At 43.3% G+C, this 17,992-nt stretch carries 18 protein-coding genes and 5 pseudogenes; 13 read left to right on the forward strand and 10 right to left on the reverse strand.

Annotation, left to right across the window (positions count from 1 at the left end):
* Window positions 1–2: 2 nt before the first annotated feature.
* Window positions 3–542, forward strand: a complete 540-nt coding sequence (locus tag N4J56_RS38880) for a hypothetical protein (protein WP_317112309.1) — start codon at window positions 3–5, stop codon at window positions 540–542.
* Window positions 543–835: 293 nt separating this feature from the next.
* Here the strand turns inward: N4J56_RS38880 and N4J56_RS38885 are convergent, their stop codons facing one another.
* Window positions 836–967 carry an IS1 family transposase gene (locus tag N4J56_RS38885; protein WP_317112458.1) on the reverse strand — a complete coding sequence of 44 codons (132 nt, stop codon included), beginning with the start codon at window positions 965–967 and terminating at the stop codon, window positions 836–838.
* Window positions 968–1,027: 60 nt separating this feature from the next.
* Between N4J56_RS38885 and N4J56_RS38890 the strand changes: the two are divergent.
* Window positions 1,028–2,380 (forward strand): annotated as a pseudogene (locus N4J56_RS38890) (ISKra4 family transposase).
* A 33-nt stretch (window positions 2,381–2,413) separates the two neighbouring features.
* On the opposite strand, the pseudogene N4J56_RS38895 reads toward N4J56_RS38890, so the two are convergent.
* Both N4J56_RS38895 and N4J56_RS38900 read right to left on the reverse strand, forming a co-directional pair.
* Window positions 2,414–2,731: pseudogene (locus N4J56_RS38895) on the reverse strand (IS1 family transposase); the annotation flags it as partial.
* A gap of 292 nt (window positions 2,732–3,023) precedes the next feature.
* Window positions 3,024–3,248 (reverse strand): hypothetical protein, encoded by a 225-nt coding sequence (locus N4J56_RS38900; RefSeq protein WP_317112311.1) that lies wholly within the window; start codon window positions 3,246–3,248, stop codon window positions 3,024–3,026.
* A gap of 48 nt (window positions 3,249–3,296) precedes the next feature.
* Between N4J56_RS38900 and N4J56_RS38905 the strand changes: the two genes are divergently transcribed.
* Window positions 3,297–3,854 carry a helix-turn-helix domain-containing protein gene (locus N4J56_RS38905; protein ID WP_317105833.1) on the forward strand — a complete coding sequence of 186 codons (558 nt, stop codon included), beginning with the start codon at window positions 3,297–3,299 and terminating at the stop codon, window positions 3,852–3,854.
* Window positions 3,855–3,895: 41 nt separating this feature from the next.
* Window positions 3,896–4,630: a transposase gene (locus N4J56_RS38910; RefSeq protein ID WP_317105834.1), complete on the forward strand. Its 735-nt coding sequence runs from the start codon at window positions 3,896–3,898 to the stop codon at window positions 4,628–4,630.
* On the opposite strand, the gene N4J56_RS38915 is transcribed toward N4J56_RS38910, so the two are convergent.
* Window positions 4,618–5,508, reverse strand: coding sequence for an IS110 family transposase (locus tag N4J56_RS38915; protein ID WP_317112313.1), 891 nt, complete (start codon window positions 5,506–5,508; stop codon window positions 4,618–4,620). The genes N4J56_RS38910 and N4J56_RS38915 overlap by 13 nt on opposite strands.
* 84 nt (window positions 5,509–5,592) lie before the next feature.
* Window positions 5,593–5,924, reverse strand: a pseudogene (locus tag N4J56_RS38920) (IS1 family transposase); the annotation flags it as partial.
* 630 nt (window positions 5,925–6,554) lie between these two features.
* Between N4J56_RS38920 and N4J56_RS38925 the strand changes: the two are divergent.
* Window positions 6,555–8,876 (forward strand): lipoxygenase family protein, encoded by a 2,322-nt coding sequence (locus N4J56_RS38925; protein WP_317112315.1) that lies wholly within the window; start codon window positions 6,555–6,557, stop codon window positions 8,874–8,876.
* Window positions 8,877–8,934: 58 nt separating this feature from the next.
* On the opposite strand, the pseudogene N4J56_RS38930 reads toward N4J56_RS38925, so the two are convergent.
* Window positions 8,935–9,699, reverse strand: a pseudogene (locus tag N4J56_RS38930) (IS1 family transposase).
* Window positions 9,700–9,908: 209 nt separating this feature from the next.
* Here N4J56_RS38930 and N4J56_RS38935 point away from each other — a divergent pair.
* The 3 genes and pseudogenes from N4J56_RS38935 to N4J56_RS41760 all read left to right on the forward strand — a co-directional run.
* Entirely contained in the window at window positions 9,909–10,577 is a 669-nt protein-coding gene (locus N4J56_RS38935) for a hypothetical protein (RefSeq protein ID WP_317112316.1), read from the forward strand.
* Window positions 10,578–10,885: 308 nt separating this feature from the next.
* Window positions 10,886–11,251 carry a hypothetical protein gene (locus tag N4J56_RS38940; protein WP_317112318.1) on the forward strand — a complete coding sequence of 122 codons (366 nt, stop codon included), beginning with the start codon at window positions 10,886–10,888 and terminating at the stop codon, window positions 11,249–11,251.
* Between the two features lie 374 nt (window positions 11,252–11,625).
* A pseudogene (locus N4J56_RS41760) lies at window positions 11,626–11,952 on the forward strand (IS1 family transposase); the annotation flags it as partial.
* 5 nt (window positions 11,953–11,957) lie between these two features.
* On the opposite strand, the gene N4J56_RS38945 reads toward N4J56_RS41760, so the two are convergent.
* Window positions 11,958–13,217 carry a hypothetical protein gene (locus N4J56_RS38945; RefSeq protein WP_317112320.1) on the reverse strand — a complete coding sequence of 420 codons (1,260 nt, stop codon included), beginning with the start codon at window positions 13,215–13,217 and terminating at the stop codon, window positions 11,958–11,960.
* Between the two features lie 364 nt (window positions 13,218–13,581).
* A complete protein-coding gene (locus N4J56_RS38950; RefSeq protein WP_317112321.1) occupies window positions 13,582–14,619 on the reverse strand; it encodes a tyrosine-type recombinase/integrase in 1,038 nt (345 codons plus the stop codon).
* Window positions 14,620–14,726: 107 nt separating this feature from the next.
* Between N4J56_RS38950 and N4J56_RS38955 the strand changes: the two genes are divergently transcribed.
* The 5 genes from N4J56_RS38955 to N4J56_RS38975 are packed head-to-tail and all read left to right on the forward strand — an operon-like array spanning window position 14,727 to window position 16,984.
* Complete coding sequence (locus N4J56_RS38955) at window positions 14,727–15,137, forward strand: element excision factor XisH family protein (protein ID WP_317112322.1); 411 nt, start codon at window positions 14,727–14,729, stop codon at window positions 15,135–15,137.
* Window positions 15,128–15,460, forward strand: a complete 333-nt coding sequence (locus N4J56_RS38960; protein ID WP_317112323.1) for a XisI protein — start codon at window positions 15,128–15,130, stop codon at window positions 15,458–15,460. Before N4J56_RS38955 ends, N4J56_RS38960 begins: the two co-directional genes overlap by 10 nt.
* Window positions 15,461–15,465: 5 nt before the next feature.
* Window positions 15,466–16,023, forward strand: a complete 558-nt coding sequence (locus N4J56_RS38965; protein WP_317112324.1) for a hypothetical protein — start codon at window positions 15,466–15,468, stop codon at window positions 16,021–16,023.
* On the forward strand, window positions 16,020–16,766 hold the full coding sequence (locus tag N4J56_RS38970) for a hypothetical protein (RefSeq protein WP_317112326.1): 747 nt from the start codon (window positions 16,020–16,022) through the stop codon (window positions 16,764–16,766). The genes N4J56_RS38965 and N4J56_RS38970 overlap by 4 nt, the downstream gene beginning before the upstream one ends.
* Before the next feature lie 23 nt (window positions 16,767–16,789).
* Complete coding sequence (locus N4J56_RS38975) at window positions 16,790–16,984, forward strand: hypothetical protein (protein WP_317112327.1); 195 nt, start codon at window positions 16,790–16,792, stop codon at window positions 16,982–16,984.
* Here N4J56_RS38975 and N4J56_RS38980 read toward each other — a convergent pair.
* Entirely contained in the window at window positions 16,981–17,283 is a 303-nt protein-coding gene (locus N4J56_RS38980) for a hypothetical protein (RefSeq protein ID WP_317112328.1), read from the reverse strand. The two genes, N4J56_RS38975 and N4J56_RS38980, sit on opposite strands and share 4 nt — an antisense overlap.
* 416 nt (window positions 17,284–17,699) lie before the next feature.
* Complete coding sequence (locus tag N4J56_RS38985) at window positions 17,700–17,951, reverse strand: hypothetical protein (protein WP_410500820.1); 252 nt, start codon at window positions 17,949–17,951, stop codon at window positions 17,700–17,702.
* Between the last annotated feature and the right edge of the window lie 41 nt (window positions 17,952–17,992).

Raw genomic sequence — 17,992 nt, forward strand, 5'->3', positions numbered from 1 at the left:
AAATGATGTTTAAATTAACCAAATTAAAATCAAAAATTTTGATCACCTGGGGTTTGATCCTGGTTATCTTTAGTAGTATATTCTCAGCTAATAGTAATGCCTCTCCGCTAAATGCTTGCCAAAGAAAAATAAATACAAATCTTATTTTTCCAATCGATGAAATTTCCACTCGAGCGCAAAAAAACATGATTTCTGCTGATGTGGGAACTCAGTTTCAACTTAAACTTAGTGAAGTTGCCAGCATAAATTCTGGAGAGGTTGAGCTAACCTTGCTAGAAGTAACAGAAGATTCAAGATGTCCTTCCGATCTAAATTGTTTTGAGGCAGGACAAATACAAATTACTGTTAAAGTTCTAGTAGATAAACAGGATTTAGGAACTTTAAATCTAATCTGTAACGCCAGTCGTAAGGATTTAGCTATCAAACAATTTGATAATTATGTAATAGAGTTTGTCAAGGCTGAACCTTATCCAAAAAGTAATCAAAAAATAAAGCTTTCAGATTACATTATTACTCTAGTGGTTTCTCTAGCAAAAAGATAATTAATGAAGTCGAATAACGCGAAGCTATAACCTACACTAAAAGGAAAGAAAAAATTTACATATGTATTGTGCAAGTAGAGGTGCGTAAGTTTCTTTATTAAAAGTACGGATCATCTTTCCACTTTCCCTATCTCATTTGCAGATAAAGAAGCAGTTTTACACCAATTAAATTATTGTCAAATAAAAATAAATACAAATCTTATTTTTCCAATCGATGAAATTTTGGTGGCGTTACCAAACTGTTGTAATATGGAAGAATCAAAAGGTAATGTTCTAAATTGGTTGGTTTTACCTCAAACCGGTAAACCAAACTCATAGCGGTTGATGAATAAACCTATAACTATGTCGTGCATTTCCTCTGTCTTAGAAAAGCAAATTGTCTTGCGAACTAATCGCTTTATGGAAGCGTAACAAAAGAGTATTATAGTACTGTTTCTATGGTAAACTCTCTTTGAGGTTAGGAAAAGAGAGTGATGGATGGGCTGATGACACAAGAATTACGAATCGTGATTGAGAAAGTCTCTGTGAGCAGCCAAGAAGTGGTGAAGCGAGACACCATTAAAGTCTATGATATTCAAGCTCCTAAATTGATTAGTGATTTGGGTTTAAGTCATGGGGAACAGATATCTCTGCTTAAAAAAGTCCAAAATGCTTTATTAGCAGAACAATCTGTTTTGATTGACACAGGTGTAAATGTTTGCCCAAGTTGTGGTGAAAAACTAAAGAAGTTTGGATATAGAGAGTCAAATTTCCATGCGGTTTTCAGTGACCATAAGCTGCGCCTGCAAAAGCATATTTGTAGTGAGGCCGAATGCAGGTGGCAAAGTTCTCCCAGTATTAAAGCGTTGTTGGGCACGAATATACATCCGGATTTAGCCAAACTCCAGTGCGAGCAAGGGGCGTTATCTAGCTATCGAGAAGCTGAGCAGAACCTAGAGAAGTTAAATTGTGAACCGCGCCGGGTGAATAATCATACGCAAGTCAAACGCATCACCAATAAAGTGGGAGAAGTCATATCCGAGCAGAACTGCCAACCTCCTTTACCAACAGAGTGTGCAGCACCAGCACTAGATTTAATCGTACAAATTGATGGCGGACATATCCCAATTCAGGACAAGAACAAACGCAGTTTTGAGGCACTATCTGCTATCGTGTATCGACCCGAGAACCTGCAAGTAGTAGATCAGCACCATCGGCAATTGGTGAATAAAACTTGTGTCATCTCTGCCAAAGAGGACAAGTTACAAACGATCAAGACTTATGTGATTAATGCTGCTCTTAAGCAGGGGATATCTCAAGACACTCATCTAACAGCTTTAGCGGATGGAGCCAACAATTGTTGATCTGTATTAGAAGCACTACAACCGTATTGTGGTAGCAGTGAGTATATCCTAGACTGGTTTCACATTAGCCAGAAATTTCAGAGCGTGCACCAGGCTTTAGGAGAGACTTTTGCCGAATCATTAAACAGTGCTAAATGGAAACTTTGGCATGGACAATCTCAATCCGCATTGGTAAAGCTAGCATTACTTCAAGGCAACATCAGTGATGATAAGAAAAGGTCTAAGCTAATTGAACTATATAATTACATTCAAAGTAATCAAACTTATATTGTCAATTATCAAGCTCGGGCGCAAGCCAATCAGACTTATACTAGTCAGGTAGCCGAATCGCATATTGAATCATTAATCAACGCCCGACAAAAAAGATCAAAAAAGATGCCGTGGACCAGAGAAGGTGCTCATCAAGTCCTACAAATCAGGGCAAAGATGGAAAGTCAAGAATGGAAGCAGCAATGGCAGGCAACCGTGCTATCTGCCCTAGGAGCAGCAGTCTAGAATTTGCAAAATAATACTCTTTTGTTACGCTTCCAGTCGAGAAACCCGTTGTCTGAAGGTATTATTTAATCGTTCAATATGATTAGTTAGACCTGTTTGTTTGCCAACCGCTCGATGACGCTCAGGGGGAATAACTGTCTTGTAAGCTTGCCAAAAATCTGTATAAGCAACGGCACATTGCTGATAAATAGCGGGTAAAGAAGTCCACAATTGACGAGCCGATTTTCGGGTTCTATCTCCTACAAAACAACCAACAATTTCTCGGGTATCCCGGTCCATTGCTAGCCAGATGTAAACCTCATTTTCCTTGCTATCCACAAAAGACCACAGCTCAGTCATGTGGATTGTCAAGGGGATCTATTGCAATCAGCTCAAGCATCATTACTCATCCCACATCTTGTTCCAAGTAGATATAGCTCGATTCAAGGACCTTCTCGACAATCAGTCATTCGTAGTCACTGTCTTAACAGTGCTACACTTTCCTCGTTCGTTGCGAAGGGAGCTGCGCCTCAAACATCAAGGCGTGGTCGTAATCCGCTCACCGAAATGTGGACGGGGTCACAGCAGCACAATCTGTCGATGCATCCTTAGATGAGCTATTAGTTTTTGAAGAATTTGACTAAATCAAGCGCCTTTTTAGTCTTTAAGCTGTAATAGCCTTAGAATTTCGATAGTCCATTTGGTAATTAACTCCTTTGTGGAAAGCTGCCCGAATCCGACCAATCAGTTTTCTAGCAACAGCAACAATCGCTCGCTTTTTCCCAGTTCGCGGACACAGTCTCTCAAAAAACTCCCCTAATGCTCTATCTTTCTGGATTGCCCCCCAGGCACTCTCTACTAGTGGGTCATTTGGTATGAGTGTTGCCATAAAAAGGATGGTCAATTAAAGTGAAGATACATAGTTTTTCAGGTTGTGATGACACGGCAAAAAAAAGCACCTTTGCGACCGTTAAGTGATGAAGAACAAACCGACTTGAAAAAACTGAGCCGTTCTCAATCCCAATCATCTGCTAGTGTCATGCGGGCCAAAGCGATTCTAGCCGTGGCTCTTGGGGCTGATTACACGAGTGCAGCGCAGTTAGTAGGATTACGCTGTGGTGATACGGTCAGCAAGTGGGTCAGTCGCTTCAATGTTGAAGGCTTAGCTGCCTTACAGCCTCGACATGGCGGTGGGGCAGTAGTGCAATACAGCGAACCAGAAAAACAACGCATCCTGTCCGAATTTCAGCGTCAACCAGAGCGGCAGAAAGAGGGCACGGCAACCTGGTCAGTAGCTACACTTCAACGGGCTTTGCGTCAGGCTCCTGATGGCTTAACCCAAATCAGTACTTATACAATTTGGCAGGTACTCAAAGAGGCGGGCTATAGCTGGCAAAAGAGCCGCAGTTGGTTAAAAACTGGACAGGTGAAGCGCATACGCAAAGGCAAGCTAGTAGTAGTAACTGACCCAGATACCGTGGCAAAAAAAAACTGATAGAACGCGCTTACACTCAGGGACAGAAGCTAGGCTTGAGTGTGTGGTGCGAAGACGAGGCGGGACCATTTGGCACTGCTCCTTACCCTGGTAGCAATTGGCAGCCAGTAGGTAAACCGACACGGCAAGAACATGAATATATCCGTAATGGCACAGCCAAGCTGTTAACGCTATTCCATCCCGCTACTGGGCAAGTACGAGTTAAGGGTGTTACCAGTTGTACCAATGCTGTGTTGCACGAATGGCTCAAGCAAGAATTAGCTAGTGTTGTACAATCACTGCCAACTCCAGCTCGATTACTCAAGCCTGAAGAAAATCAACGGTTATGGAAAAGTTGGCAGCAGGGGTTGAAAGTACGCTTTACACTCCCACACGACTTACCGCCACTGCGAATGTTGCTAGTGATGGATAACTTGGTCGGACATAAAACTCCCCAGTTGGTATTGTGGCTGTGTGCTCATGGCATCATGCCGCTCTACACACCTCTTGGCGGTAGCTGGCTGAATATGGCTGAGTCGATTCAACGAATTCTCAAACGCCGAGCTCTAGAGGGGCATCATCCGCAAACAGCCTATCAAATTATTGAGTGGTTGGAAGCAACTGCTTTTGGATGGAACCAACAACCAACGCCGTTTGTCTGGGCAGGATTACGAGCGCAACGTCGAGACAGAGCGCGTCAAAGATTTCACTCTCTTGGTGGTTCTGGTGCCTGTACGCATCGTCCTCTTCGGCGGACAACTATTGCCAAAAATAATGGCAACACTCATACCAAATGACCCACTAGTATTCCTCTCAATCGGCTATTTCCTTGTCTACTGATATGCCCCCGGCGAATATTTTCGCCACTAGAATACTCGCAGGGTGTTAAACCCGTGTAGGAAAATAACTGGCGCTCATTGTTAAATTGAGCCATATCTCCTAGCTCATTGGCAAGAATCCGAGCAGAAAGCGGGCCAATCCCCGGCGCTGAACGATAGGTTGCGTCATGAGGATCTGTTTTAGCCTGCTCCTTAATCGCTCCAGCCAGATTGCAGATTTCTTCATCTAGTTTCTTCCAAATATTCCAGTAAGCTTGAATCACCAGCCTAAACTCAGATGAATCTGTACCACCTAGCAGCTCTTTGACCAACTTATGGCTCATAGGCCGATTCTCGTCATACTCAATCAGTCCGAGTTGGTGAAATTTCATTCTAATTTTATTTTTGATCGCTGTTCGTTCTTCAACAAGCTGTTGTCTCGTTCGCGTCAGCATTCGCCGTTGCTCTTCCTGCTCGCTGGGGATGCGGTTGCCTCTTAAGCGTCCTGCCTCAAGCAGCGCCGCCATTTTTTGAGCGTCCCGTTTGTCCGTCTTGACTCGATTGTTAGCGGCAATTTCAATCGACGCGGCATGAACCACAATATTGTCAATTCCATGTCTGACTAACTCACGGTGAAGCGCAAATCCTGAAAATCCTGCTTCATAAACTGAATGGATTGTTGCTCCACTAAAGTACTTCACTAGCTGTTGTGATAGCTCTTCCGGCGATGCAGCCGTTGTCCATTTTTTCACGACTTCTTTGTCACATCTAGCCACTACTGAATAACTTTTCTTGTGAACATCAATTCCTATGAAGACTTCTTTCCCAGTGTATGAAGTTTGTTCTGTATTTTTCATAGAACACTTCCTTGTCTGCAAAAACTAGGTCGTCTACAAAAAGTTTGGCACTATTTTTCAACTCATACAATCCAGCATAGGAACATCACATTCGAGGGTCAGTCTACCCTTGGATTTACCTGAAACCTTTATTTGCCGAGGAGTACGGGCTAGGTTCTGATTGACATAATCTTGCAACCAAGACCAACTTACTTGAGTAGCTCTGGCAATTCCTCGCAATGATATCCTCTCAAGTAAAAGCCGATCAATCAGTTGTTTGATTTCCTTTGAAACAGGTGAGTTAGTAGGATTGACAATAAATTGGCGACCGCAGCTTTTGCATTGATATTTGGCTTGCCGTTATGAACTGAACCATTTTTAATCAAATGCTCAGAGCCACAGGTAGGACAAACTCGTTCTGAAGCTTCTTCACATATTCTCTGGGAGAATTCTAGTGACTGTCGCGTTAATTTAGACAGTAGTAATCCAAATGAGTAAAGTAAGAACGCCAAAATTGTTGTCATCGAAAATACTAATGACTGGGCGATTATGTGAGGATTATTTGCATTAGCTAATATTATACAGGATGCTGACGGGGCAGGGGTTATACCTCACCACTACTTCCGTATCACTACCAGTGCTTAATTTTGCACCTGTTCCCTTAAGTTGACAATACCTTATGAACAGCAGTATTGCGATCGCTCGCTAAAAAACCTTAAGAAAAAAGCTCAAGCTTTTGGCTTGGAACTCATCCCTATTTCAACCCTGACAAAATGTGTTTCTTAAGAGTTACCTAAAATCCACGAAATTGAACCATGCCCGTTTTTTTGAATATATAGAAAAGATAAGGTTATTGGCGATTAGTCAACAGGAAATGTTATTAATTAATTAGTCCATGAATATCTAGAGAATCATCGAAAACTATCGAACAGGAATACTGAAAATATAATTCTCGAATGAGGTAATAGGACTTTCAGCCCGTCAGCACCCTATATACTTCTAGCGTATAGTGGTTGAGTTTATTTTGCATCGTATTAGACAAAACTCACCTATTGGAGGATTAAATTATGGATTTAAATACTTACTTGAAGTTATTAAGTGGATTGGATTCGGAATCTAAAAAAATCATGCTTGAGTTGGAAGCCATGTTCTCTGCTGCAGGTCTTGCAGTAAGAGGACGTGGAACGCATACTGACGGAATTATAGTCAAGGGAAACTTAACGGTACTGAATAGTAGTGATGTCCCCTCTCATTCGCTATTCACACCGGGTAAAAAATATGACGTTATTTTTCGTCATGCAAATATTGTGGGTGGTGCAAAAGATGACGCTCTTATAAACGGTCGTGGTTCAGCCATTAGAATTGGAAATATAGGTGATGACCTAAGTAAGGCCGGACTACTGGATCTTGTACTTAATACCGGTGAAGTTTTCGGACTTCCAACAGCCCGATTATATCATCAATTTTTTGGTTCAGATTTTCATCAAAAAAGTGACATGCTTGCCAGTGGCAGTTTAAGAAGATATGCAGTGGAAGCAGCCTTGCGCAATCCAGATTCATTTACTGAATTGTACTATCACACACAGCTTTGTTATGAATGGGTGGATTCCAAGAAGAAATCCCGTTATGCCCGCTTTCGCCTTTTAAATCCTAATCAAAGTACGGAAGGCGGTTTATTAGATAAAAATGTTGAAATAGGTCCTAGGCTGGTATTACCCAGAGAACGGGGCGATACTCGCGAAAAAAATTACCTGAGAAATGAGTTTCGCCAACGATTTACCGACGGAGGCATAGTAGAGTACGTCTTGCAAGCCCAGTTCAGAACAATTGAGGAAAAGGCAATAGATTGCAGTAGCCTATGGGATCCAAACACCTATCCTTGGCTCGATATAGCAGCCATAGTGCTTGATCAAGATGAATCTGAAAATGATCATTATCAAGAAATTGCCTACAATCCAGGCAATACTCACTTTGATTTAAGACTTCCCGATTCACATAATGTAGATGATTTTGCATCACTGGGATTGTCTGGTGTATTAGTTCATTATTTCGGCTCCATTGTTCGTGTTGAACGCACTCAGTATTTGTATGGAAGTAAGGATGATTTGCCTGGAAAACCAGCTTATTTCCCTCTCCCGGTGACTGAAATACCTTCAAAAAGATTCCTTTTCCTATTAGAAAAATATAATTTTCTTACAGATCAATCATACCCTTCAGATGGTGACCACGATCAGATTGAAGCACTTGTTTCATCCATGCCTACTACGGCTTTGGATTTGGCGGTTGGCAGTGTTGAACCCACTGATATTCCTGACAGCTACTTTTTGGAACGTCGGCTCAATGGGTACAATCCAGGTGCGATTCGCGAATCCTCTGGTCAAGAAGGCTGGACACATGAGCTTACTCACAATCTGGCAAAATATGACATCAGGCCAGGTTTGCACTTTCCTGATTTTGTTCAATGTCGGCTTGTTGTTGATAAACAAAATGGTATCGAGTTGCATTCGATTAAAATAGATGACAATGAAATTACACCGTGCCAAAAACACTGGCAACATGCTAAGCATACCTACCTGCAGGCCGAATTTGTTTCACAAGAACTAAAACTTCATTTAGCCCGTTGTCACTTTAATATTGAACAATATGTTATGGCTATAAAGAGAAGACTCGCACCCAATCATCCTGTGCGGGCGTTTATCGATCCTCATCTTGAAGGGCTGATGTTTATCAACTCGTCAGCTGTTCCAAAGATTATCGGTTCTACAGGTTTCATCCCTATTGCCTCCATGCTAACGCAGGGTTCTATTGTCGATGTAATTAAAAATGAGTTAAGTAAACTAAGTTATATGTGGAATCCAATCGCTGATTTGCCACGTGATATTCCCGGAGACCTTTTTACACCTGCAGCAACAGCCTATTGGGAACTGCTGAAAAATTATGTTGAGAAAGGTTTACTACAACCATTTAAAGATGAACTTTGCACTGAAGCAAATGCAACTCAGGTTGACGAACTTTTTGCTGAATTAAAAGAACGAAGTCTTTACTCCGGAGACCAATCACCCAACTACGATTCATCAGAGCTTAAAAGTCTATTGATGTATATTATCTACCATTCAAGCTTCCTGCACTCATGGGCTAACTTTAAACAATATGATGATGCTGGAAATCCTAATCATGTAGCAATGGGCGATTATAGTCAATATGACCAACAGATGCAGGACAAGATACGCTTCTATCAACGGTCTTTAACATGGGTGCTTTCATCAATTCGATACAACCCAGTTGTAGTATACGGATCGGATTTACTCAAACAGCTCATTCGGGAAAAATTATCAGTATTGGAACCCGGACTTCCATTAAAGGATTTTATGATGAGTATTAATATTTAAAACATATCATCTGGACAGTACGAAGTTTGGTAGTGGTAAATATGTAGTGATAGGTAGTTCAAGCCTGTAAGCAAGCGTTGTAGGAGTGAATGAAATACCAAATAGCACCAACATGATTTTCTAGTTTTTTTAAAAACGATAAAGTGTCTCTGGCTAGGCGAGAAATTCGTTGACGCATAGTATTGTTAAACCGCTCAATATGGTTAGTTTTACCACTCTCTTTTTTGACTGCTCGATGACGTTTTTTTGGGATAACATTTTGATAGGATGCCCAAAAATCTGTGTAACAAATGGCGCACTGACATCGAGTGTTTCGGGGGGAATGATTCCTCCCGAAAACTCTCGGATAAACGGATGGCAGAGAGTTCCATAATCCTATGGCTCCTTGTTTACTCCGGTCGCCAACGAAAACTCCCACAATTTCTCTAGTGTTTCTATCCATTGCCAACCATATCCATTGCTGATTTCCCTTGCAATCTACAAATGACCAAGCTTCATCACATTCAACAGTCAATTTTCCCTTTGGTTTATCTGAAACATTTACCTGACGGGAAACCTGGGCATATTTATCATTAACATAGTCTTGCAACCAAGTTTCTGAAACTTGAGCAGACAGAGCAATGCCAGCCAGGGGAATTTTTTCAAGTAAAAGTCGCTCAATTAGTCCTTTAGTTTCTTAATTAATAACTTTCTTCGTTGGATTTTCTACAAACTGTCTTTGACGATTCTGACACTGATATTTAGGCTTTTTGTTATGAATCCTGCCATTTTTGACAGTGTGATGAGAATGACAACGCGGGCAAGTAGGTCTAAGAGCTGACATAAAAGCTGAAATAGTCAAAAAAGCTGAGTATTCTTACCTGAGAGAACTACTGTTTTACCACTTTGGCTCGGATTCAAAAGTTTTATAGACAAAAATCTTCTAGCTCTTAAATTGAATGCTTGTCAAAATCTAGGTCAATAAATAGAAGAAATCTAAGTTAGTAAGCTAACTTTCACTACATATTTCCCACTACCTACTTGGAGCGAACCATGAATCATCAGTCAGGCAATTACTTGGTTATTTCCTTTCTGACGTTACGAAAGGCAATAGGATGCTTGGGTATGGCCTTGCCCTTCGTTTTGGCGTTAGGTGGCATGCTGCTGTTCCAACTTGATATTCAAAGCTCAATTAGTGGTTATTATCATACGGGAATGCGTGACGTTTTCGTGGGAACCTTGTGTGCTATCGGTATATTTCTTTGGGGCTATAAAGGATACGACCACCACGACAATCGCGCTTCTAATATCGCCGGGTTCTCTGCAATCGGTGTTGCACTCTTCCCAACGTCTCCTATATCTCCTTCCTCAATAGAAAAATTCATCGGAGGAGTTCACATTGTATTTGCAGCTTCTTTCTTCATTTCGCTTGCACTGATTTCTCTGTTCCTTTTTACGAAAAGTGAACCAAGCAAGCGGCCTACACCTCGAAAACTCCAACGAAATCTTGTCTACCGGCTCTGTGGCTACACTATGTTAGCAGCGATGGTTTTAATTACAATCGTTGGGCTGTTACCAAAATCTGCTATGAATTGGCTCGAAAATATAGATCCACTATTTTGGCTTGAATCAGCAGCAATCTTCGCGTTTGGTGTCTCATGGTTTGTAAAAGGAGAAGGAATTCTTGAAGACACAGGGAAAACCAGCGTGGACCCTAAGTGAATACTCACAACATCTCCACTGTCTCAAGGGTCTTTACGGCAATTGATACAACTTACTTGAGTTTCTCGAATTACTCGAACCCGAAGTAAGTTGAATAGTCGTTTCCAAGCAAAAGCTTTTGATTACTGAGTCTTGCATCTCAACTTAGTCTGTAAAGATTCTTTATCAAAAATTCCGTCAATCAATGAATTATGCATTTTATCAAACGAATCGATGTTCTTTTGGTACTTCTCGTAGTTCTTGTGGTGATTTCCATAGGATTCGCCCTCTGGTCACCATTAGTTGGGGGCACTATCCTCGACAGTGTCGTGTTAACCACTGAAGTCCAGGCTCTTCTAGCGAACATGTCTCAGGCACAAAAAGAGTCTCACTTTTTGATGACGCTACTCTTAGATACGCTTTACCCATTAGTGTATGGATGTCTCCTCGCAAGTCTTGCTTTGAAGTTTTTTGGCAAAGCTGGAGTTTGGCTATCTCTACCAGCGTTTGTAGTTATCCCAGTCGATCTTTCCGAAAACATAATTCAGCTAGTTGCCCTCAAAGGGAACGAAGCTCTGCTGCCTTTCAAAGCAATTTTGACACCCGCTAAGTTTACTCTAATTTTCATAGCAGGTTCCATTGCACTAATTGCCTTAGCAAGTAGGTTTTTTAGCTTTGTGAAAAGTAAAAGCTGATTTCAAAAAAGAATCTAAAGAAGTTCTTTAGAGTGGATGGCGTGTTGCTTACCCTGTCTGCGGAACATGAGCCGATCTCTAGGACGATAAAGTGTCGGTTAACAAATTATTTGGGCTCTTCCCAACTTTTGGTGATCCGGGATTTTGAAGCAGCCCGGAACGAGCGCATCTACATTGGATGGTAGTGGGAAATATGTAGTGAAAGTTAGCTTACTAACTTAGATTTCTTCTATTTATTGACCTAGATTTTGACAAGCATTCAATTTAAGAGCTAGAAGATTTTTGTCTATAAAACTTTTGAATCCGAGCCAAAGTGGTAAAACAGTAGTTCTCTCAGGTAAGAATACTCAGCTTTTTTGACTATTTCAGCTTTTATGTCAGCTCTTAGACCTACTTGCCCGCGTTGTCATTCTCATCACACTGTCAAAAATGGCAGGATTCATAACAAAAAGCCTAAATATCAGTGTCAGAATCGTCAAAGACAGTTTGTAGAAAATCCAACGAAGAAAGTTATTAATTAAGAAACTAAAGGACTAATTGAGCGACTTTTACTTGAAAAAATTCCCCTGGCTGGCATTGCTCTGTCTGCTCAAGTTTCAGAAACTTGGTTGCAAGACTATGTTAATGATAAATATGCCCAAGTTTCCCGTCAGGTAAATGTTTCAGATAAACCAAAGGGAAAATTGACTGTTGAATGTGACTGGTTCTAATGGATTTTGTTGAGAATCTCCCGACGCGGTACATATCCATTCATAGAGCCAGCAATCAGCAGATTATGGAGCCAGTTGTGATGATAGACAAAGCCATTAAGTTCTCCAAACGGAGAAGACCGGTTTGGATTGGCAGATTGGGTACGTTGGCTGTAGGGATGGAAATTCCACAATAATGCCATTGCCCGTAGTTGTAGATGTGCTGACTCAAACGTGCCATGAAAGTACTGCATGGAATAGAGGTAACGGTCTTGATGGTTCATCAAGCGGTCGAGGGCATTACTGGTGCGATGGGCATCAGCAAAGGCATAGGCAATTTGAAATTGCGGGGCTTTGGCTTTGAGTTTATGGAGTTTCTCTCGCACCAAATTAGATGGCACCTGTAGCGGGGTCGCCCACTCCAGCAGTCGCCGTAACCGTTGAGCAAACTGCCGCTTGGTAGTGGATTGATAAAGCTGCCATAATTGGTCTTGAATTACCCTTAACAGGTTACAGCTACGACGCAGATGCTGCTGGATGCCCAAGATACTATGCAAAAAGCATAACACTATGGTAATTCTAGGAAATAATTGCTTCCAGGCGGTTTGCATTTCTTGCCAACCATCGGTATTGACCGTTTGGGGTTGATAATCCAGTCTCAGGTTCAACGCTTCATCACGAAAGGAGCGATACCCCTCGGTTAAGTCCTCCGTACTGGCAGTTTGAACAATATCAACCCCCAGAATGCATTCCCTTGCCACCGTCGTAGGCAAGTAGACTCGTGCCCCCAAAAGCCAACTGTGCTTCTCATCCGCCACTAAGTCAACTGGCATCTGCTCTGGAACTTTCACGGTTGTTCCCACCAGTGAAAACTTTCCCAGGCTTTGCTCTGCCCGATACCAGTACATTGCATCCCGCCCAAAAACATACGCCAAGGCTTCGTAGGGAACTCCATATCGTCTCAGATATAGCGCCTTCTCTACCGCGTCGGTCTGACCAATCATATACGGCATCATAAAGTCTGGACGTAGTTGATACACCTCTCTATTGCTGAGCAATTGAACGCGTCGCAACTTCAGGTTTTGCTTTCGAGAATAGCTCATTCCATAGAAACGATACCCATCTTGAATCTGCGGTGGAAACAGTTCCCGATGAAGTTGGATCGTTTCATCCAGATACTCCTGAAACTGAGCGCGATCCTCCACAATCTCTCCATAGGCAGCAACTGATGCAATGGGAATACAAATTGTTTTTTGTCCTCGAAGAGATCGTTCCATCGTCTCTCTCCCTGATTCTGCGTTATGCCTTCCTCTCTAGGGTATCAACCCATAAGGAAATCAACACAATCCATTAGAACCAGATTCATCTCTCCACACTGGCTAACCAGATCAAATAATTCTTGGAGAATTTCAATCCTGAAATTTTCCTCCAACCCCTTGACAACTCATCATGACTGCAAAAATTTCCTCGAGTACTACTGATGGTGTTGTAGTACCTATAGTTCAACGCTACTAATAGCATTTCTCAAATTTATTGCAATACTACCTTGTTCAGAGCGACTCGATAAATACTTGTTGATCGCATCGCGACTCTGTTTTCGCAGCGGCAATAATCGCGGCTCGTTTGTCTTGGTATCTGCCACTAGATTTGGTCATCTCCTTCATCTTCACCGATTGCCCTTAAGTAAGCCTGGGCAGCGGCAGCTTTTAACGATCCCTGCGTATAGCGCCTGTAGACCTTATCCGTCTTAATTCCCATCAACTCCTTTCCGTAGAGAGGATCGACACCCGCTCGTGTAATCGTGTTGCCAAAAGAATGCCGAAAATGGTGCGGTTTTAGCTCCTCCACCGTCGCGCTCGCCGCCACTTTCTTCACCATTTTGTAGAGTCCGTTGTATCCCAATCGCTCTCCGCAATGCTTGGGGTCTTGGCGCACAAACATAGGGCGATCGCTCATGGGAGTAAATATTCCCTCAACAGAGCGCCGCCATTCCAAATAAGCTTCTAGGTGCTGTCTTGCCTCTCGGCTCAAAGGGACTTCGCTGACGTTCTGCCCCTTGGAACGATGTACGAGCAATCTCTTGCCATTCCAGTGCTTGACATCCAAGGCTGATAATTCAGAAGCCCTTAACCCGTGAGAGAGAATCGCCACGATCGCCCGATCGCGAATGCAGGTCGGTCGCTCGCCCTCTAGGAAGTGCCAAATCTCAGCCATGTCATCCTTGTCAACGTCCAGGGCTTGTGGCTCTTCAACCCGTTCTTTGCCAATCGCATCAGTCGGGAGAGGTTGGTTGACTGGGAAACCGTTACTGCGCCGCAGCCATTGGTAAAACGAGCGCAAAGTGTCGAGCGCGTGGTTGATCGAGGTAGGCTTTAGCCCCTGTTGCTTCAGTTGGATGCGATACTTACCAAGATCGCTAGCGGTTACATCCAGCCAAGACTTGTTGCACCAGCGGGCAAATTTTTTCAGTTGCTGTCGATAAGAGCGCTGCGTATTCTGTGCCTTCCCCGTCTGCCGCAAAAACTCTTCAATTTGCCAATGGCGCAAGTCCGCCAGAGTGTCTTTCTGCTCCGATCTCAGTTGCTCCTGCTGTCGTCCGCCGTCAAGGGGAAGGATAACGATGGGCAGAATCGAGTCGTCAGAGGAAAGCTGGCTCATAGTAGGTAAAGATAACTTCACTTATCTTTCTTTCATTATTCTCAGAATATTAGCATCACTGTTCCCAAAGATGCCGTTTTTTGCAGATAATGAAATGAAGCAATCCTTCCCTTCGCTTTTGGAGAGTAGTGGCTAGAGATGCCTTTCACGCTATTGTTAGAGTGGCCCTTGAGAGACAAGGATGGAGTATCACTCACGATCCCTACTCCCTACGAGTTGGTGGGGTAGAAATGTTTGTTGACCTGGGGGCAGAAAGACTGCTTGCCGCCGAAAGAGAGGGCAGAAAGATTGCCGTTGAAGTTAAAAGTTTCCTTGCTCCCTCTAGAATTTCTGAATTCTATGTAGCTTTGGGGCAATTTCTCACCTATCGCTTAGGCTTACAGCAACAGGAGCCAGAGCGTATTTTGTACTTGGCAATTCCTTTGGAAGTTTACGAAACCTTTTTTTCACTTGAGTTGGTAGAAGCTGCAATTGGGCAATATCAAGTCAATTTGATTGTTTATAGTCCAGAGACTGAGGAGATTCAAACATGGCAGTAGAGCAGTACCGCACCTATATTCAACAGCTTCTTGGGCAACACGCTCGGCATCAAGCAGCTAGCGGTGAAGTTGAAGCGCAAACAATTTTTGATCCACAGAACGATCGTTACCTTCTAGCTCATGTTGGCTGGCATGGCAGTCATCGCATTTATGGATGCGTTTTACACCTTGAGATTAAAGATGGAAAAATTTGGATACAGCAGGATGGTACAGAAGTGGGCATTGCCAACGAACTCATCGAACTTGGCGTTCCCAAAGAAGATCTCGTGCTGGGGTTTCAATCACCATTCATGCGAAAGTTCACGGAATTTGCCGTTAGTTAAAAGCAGTGCTGACATCTATATATATGGAGCGACCGTTAAATCAAAAATGCTGGGCATGTAGCTTACTCACACCAGCAGAAGCTCGAAAACTTCACGATGCTGCTTGTAGTGGCGATGGCTGTTGGGCTGGAGATTCTTGCCACAGTAAGCGCTCGTATTACCGTAAGGGCAGGCAGCGAGTGGCTGGGCGCCGAGCTGCAATTGACGAAGTAGTAGTATCCGTTCCAGAAATTCCATACGTGGTGCTGCATACTTACCTGGACAAACCCCGTCAGCCGAATGATGAAGTCGTCATTCATGCTATTTGTGCCGAACTCTGGCTGGGGAATGCTCCCAAAGCAATGACTCGACCGGAACATACTTTTGGATATCCTCCTCGTTTAGTCAAAGAGTATGCGTTTCAGTTGCTGGAGGCGCTTTATTTAAAATACGGTCATGGGAGGCGAACGGGATTTGAACGCTTTGCCCGTGAGCAGCAGCACTCAATTGCTCAATGCCCCGTGCGTCCCTGCTCCTACCATGCCGCTCACCTTAACCCTTACCAATTCTCCCCCAGCAGATGATGGCAATCGAGCAACTGAATCTTCTTTGGTCTCAACTACAAGCTGCCAGGCTCACCCCTGAAACTCTCGATTTAACAGCATTATTGGATCGGGTTGACACATGCGTCGCCCAACTGCCAGAGTCAATACAATTGCAAGTCGCTGGGGAGACAATGCTTCAAGTGGCACAACTACTTGCATTACGAGCTGAGGTGTCGATTGAAAACTGGGAGTATTCCTACCGCGACCCAGTTGTCTCTGATGGTTTTTTTTCAGATTTAGTGCGGCAGTCAATGGCAATAGATTTGAGCGATTTGATCGAACCCGCTCCAAAGCGCAAGCGTCGCATCGTACCCAACTTTCAGGTGGAGTCTTCTATCGTAGCTCCAGTAGATAAATCTGCCGTGCTGGAAATGGTCAAACAGTTGGAACGCAACTATGAAATTACTGCCTCCTCACCGCAGTCGGATGAAGAAAAGAAACAAAAAGCGCTTGAGGTTGCCCATGACGAAGATGTTTCTACTTGGATAAGCGCGATCGCCGATTGTTTTACGAGTACGTCAACTAGGTGCTTACCATTGGTCGAGCTGGTAGAACAAATACATTCTTCAACCACTCTAGAGTCAGATCGGAAAATGCCATTGGTCAAAACTTGGCTAGCTGTTCTGTCGGGAGAGTTTGAGTTGGAACAACGGGAAGATTTCTACAGTCAATCTGGAGTTTGGGTTTCTTTATGCGCGATCGCTGTCTCACAATCAGATTAAACATAAATGTTTAAGGATTGAGTATGCCGAATACAGGCAAAGTTTGGTCAGGACTACTTCTTCAAAATCAACCGGATGAATGGGAGATTCGGAATGGTTTCCCACAAAAGCTCAATCCCGAAATTTTTTTCCAGCCAGGACAATCTCAAACCAAGTTGTTCTCTCGCTTGTGTAATCGCTCTAAAACTCCCGTAAGGCTAGAACTACTAACATTTTAGTCGTAGGGACAAGACTCCCAGACATCACTTGCCTGCTCCCGCTCAATCTCCCTCAACTCTTGCTGCCACTGAGAATAGGTAGATGGGTTCGATGGGTATACGTTTAGAGGTTCCCAGTACTCTGGCGAGCTTGGCACTTCTACTGTTTCATCGCTCGCTTGCTCTCCAACAGGTGCTTCTGGAGTCTTTATCGGTTGATTGGTTTGGGCTAGCGTTGATGCTGGCAAACCAGAATCAGCGCTTTCTTCACTCTTTTCAAAACGTTGACGTTTGATTAGTTTCCGGTATTTTTCCATCATAGAGCTGTCAGGGATGAGGGAATTTGCTTTACCTAAGATAGCAAGCGCGGCTAGAGGTTACACGCACTCGTTCTTTAGATAGCCGCTCTTTGCTATGATGGGTCGCTTGTACGGGTTGCTTGCAGAGCAGAAATGCTCTCGGACTTTTTGCGAATAGCTTAGCCGCGATCGCATGAGCAACCTGCTACCCATTCTCTTGCCGCCCTTTCCGCATCTATCGCTGTTTTATCAGTTTGCTGCTCTCCAAATACCTCCCCACTCTCACTCAACACTCGAAATTGCCAACAGTTATAGTCCGTGTAGAAAACTGACAGTATTTTTCCTTGCTAACACAACAGTAGCTTGGCGAGCCCGTTGGCGGAAAGCGCTTGTCATGAACCTTCGCCACTTCTTCCATTGCTCTTTACCAAGCGCCGTTACACCCTGGCTTTGTCCTCAGCCCGTTTGCCTAGTACGGGTCTAGGCTTGTTCTTTTTATACTTTGGATCTTCAATTGCTCGCAAGCCTGGTGGACGGTAGCTTTCAGAGTAAAGTGGTCTTGAACCATATGTCTCTCGTTCTGTCGGTTGACCGCACTGCTGACAGATGAATTTATATAAACGGGTGTGGATCGTGCGCTCGTGCGCCCGAACTGTGTATTCTCTCATAAAAACCTTTTTTGATCGCATAGATCGAGCTAGACTATTTAGATTTCAACTTTTCTTCTTCT

This window comes from Chroococcidiopsis sp. SAG 2025, from assembly GCF_032860985.1.
In the GTDB taxonomy this organism is placed as follows: Bacteria; Cyanobacteriota; Cyanobacteriia; order Cyanobacteriales; family Chroococcidiopsidaceae; genus Chroococcidiopsis.

Bases quoted from the DNA above. Each gene is read 5' to 3' on its own strand.
- N4J56_RS38905 (WP_317105833.1), top strand. From the start codon at position 3,297: ATGACACGGCAAAAAAAAGCACCTTTGCGACCGTTAAGTGATGAAGAA.
- N4J56_RS38925 (WP_317112315.1), top strand. From the start codon at position 6,555: ATGGATTTAAATACTTACTTGAAGTTATTAAGTGGATTGGATTCGGAA.
- N4J56_RS38985 (WP_410500820.1), bottom strand. From the start codon at position 17,951: ATGCGATCAAAAAAGGTTTTTATGAGAGAATACACAGTTCGGGCGCAC.
- N4J56_RS38975 (WP_317112327.1), top strand. From the start codon at position 16,790: ATGCCGAATACAGGCAAAGTTTGGTCAGGACTACTTCTTCAAAATCAA.
- N4J56_RS38915 (WP_317112313.1), bottom strand. From the start codon at position 5,508: ATGAAAAATACAGAACAAACTTCATACACTGGGAAAGAAGTCTTCATA.
- N4J56_RS38935 (WP_317112316.1), top strand. From the start codon at position 9,909: ATGAATCATCAGTCAGGCAATTACTTGGTTATTTCCTTTCTGACGTTA.
- N4J56_RS38970 (WP_317112326.1), top strand. From the start codon at position 16,020: ATGATGGCAATCGAGCAACTGAATCTTCTTTGGTCTCAACTACAAGCT.
- N4J56_RS38880 (WP_317112309.1), top strand. From the start codon at position 3: ATGATGTTTAAATTAACCAAATTAAAATCAAAAATTTTGATCACCTGG.
- N4J56_RS38945 (WP_317112320.1), bottom strand. From the start codon at position 13,217: ATGGAACGATCTCTTCGAGGACAAAAAACAATTTGTATTCCCATTGCA.
- N4J56_RS38960 (WP_317112323.1), top strand. From the start codon at position 15,128: ATGGCAGTAGAGCAGTACCGCACCTATATTCAACAGCTTCTTGGGCAA.
- N4J56_RS38980 (WP_317112328.1), bottom strand. From the start codon at position 17,283: ATGATGGAAAAATACCGGAAACTAATCAAACGTCAACGTTTTGAAAAG.
- N4J56_RS38900 (WP_317112311.1), bottom strand. From the start codon at position 3,248: ATGGCAACACTCATACCAAATGACCCACTAGTAGAGAGTGCCTGGGGG.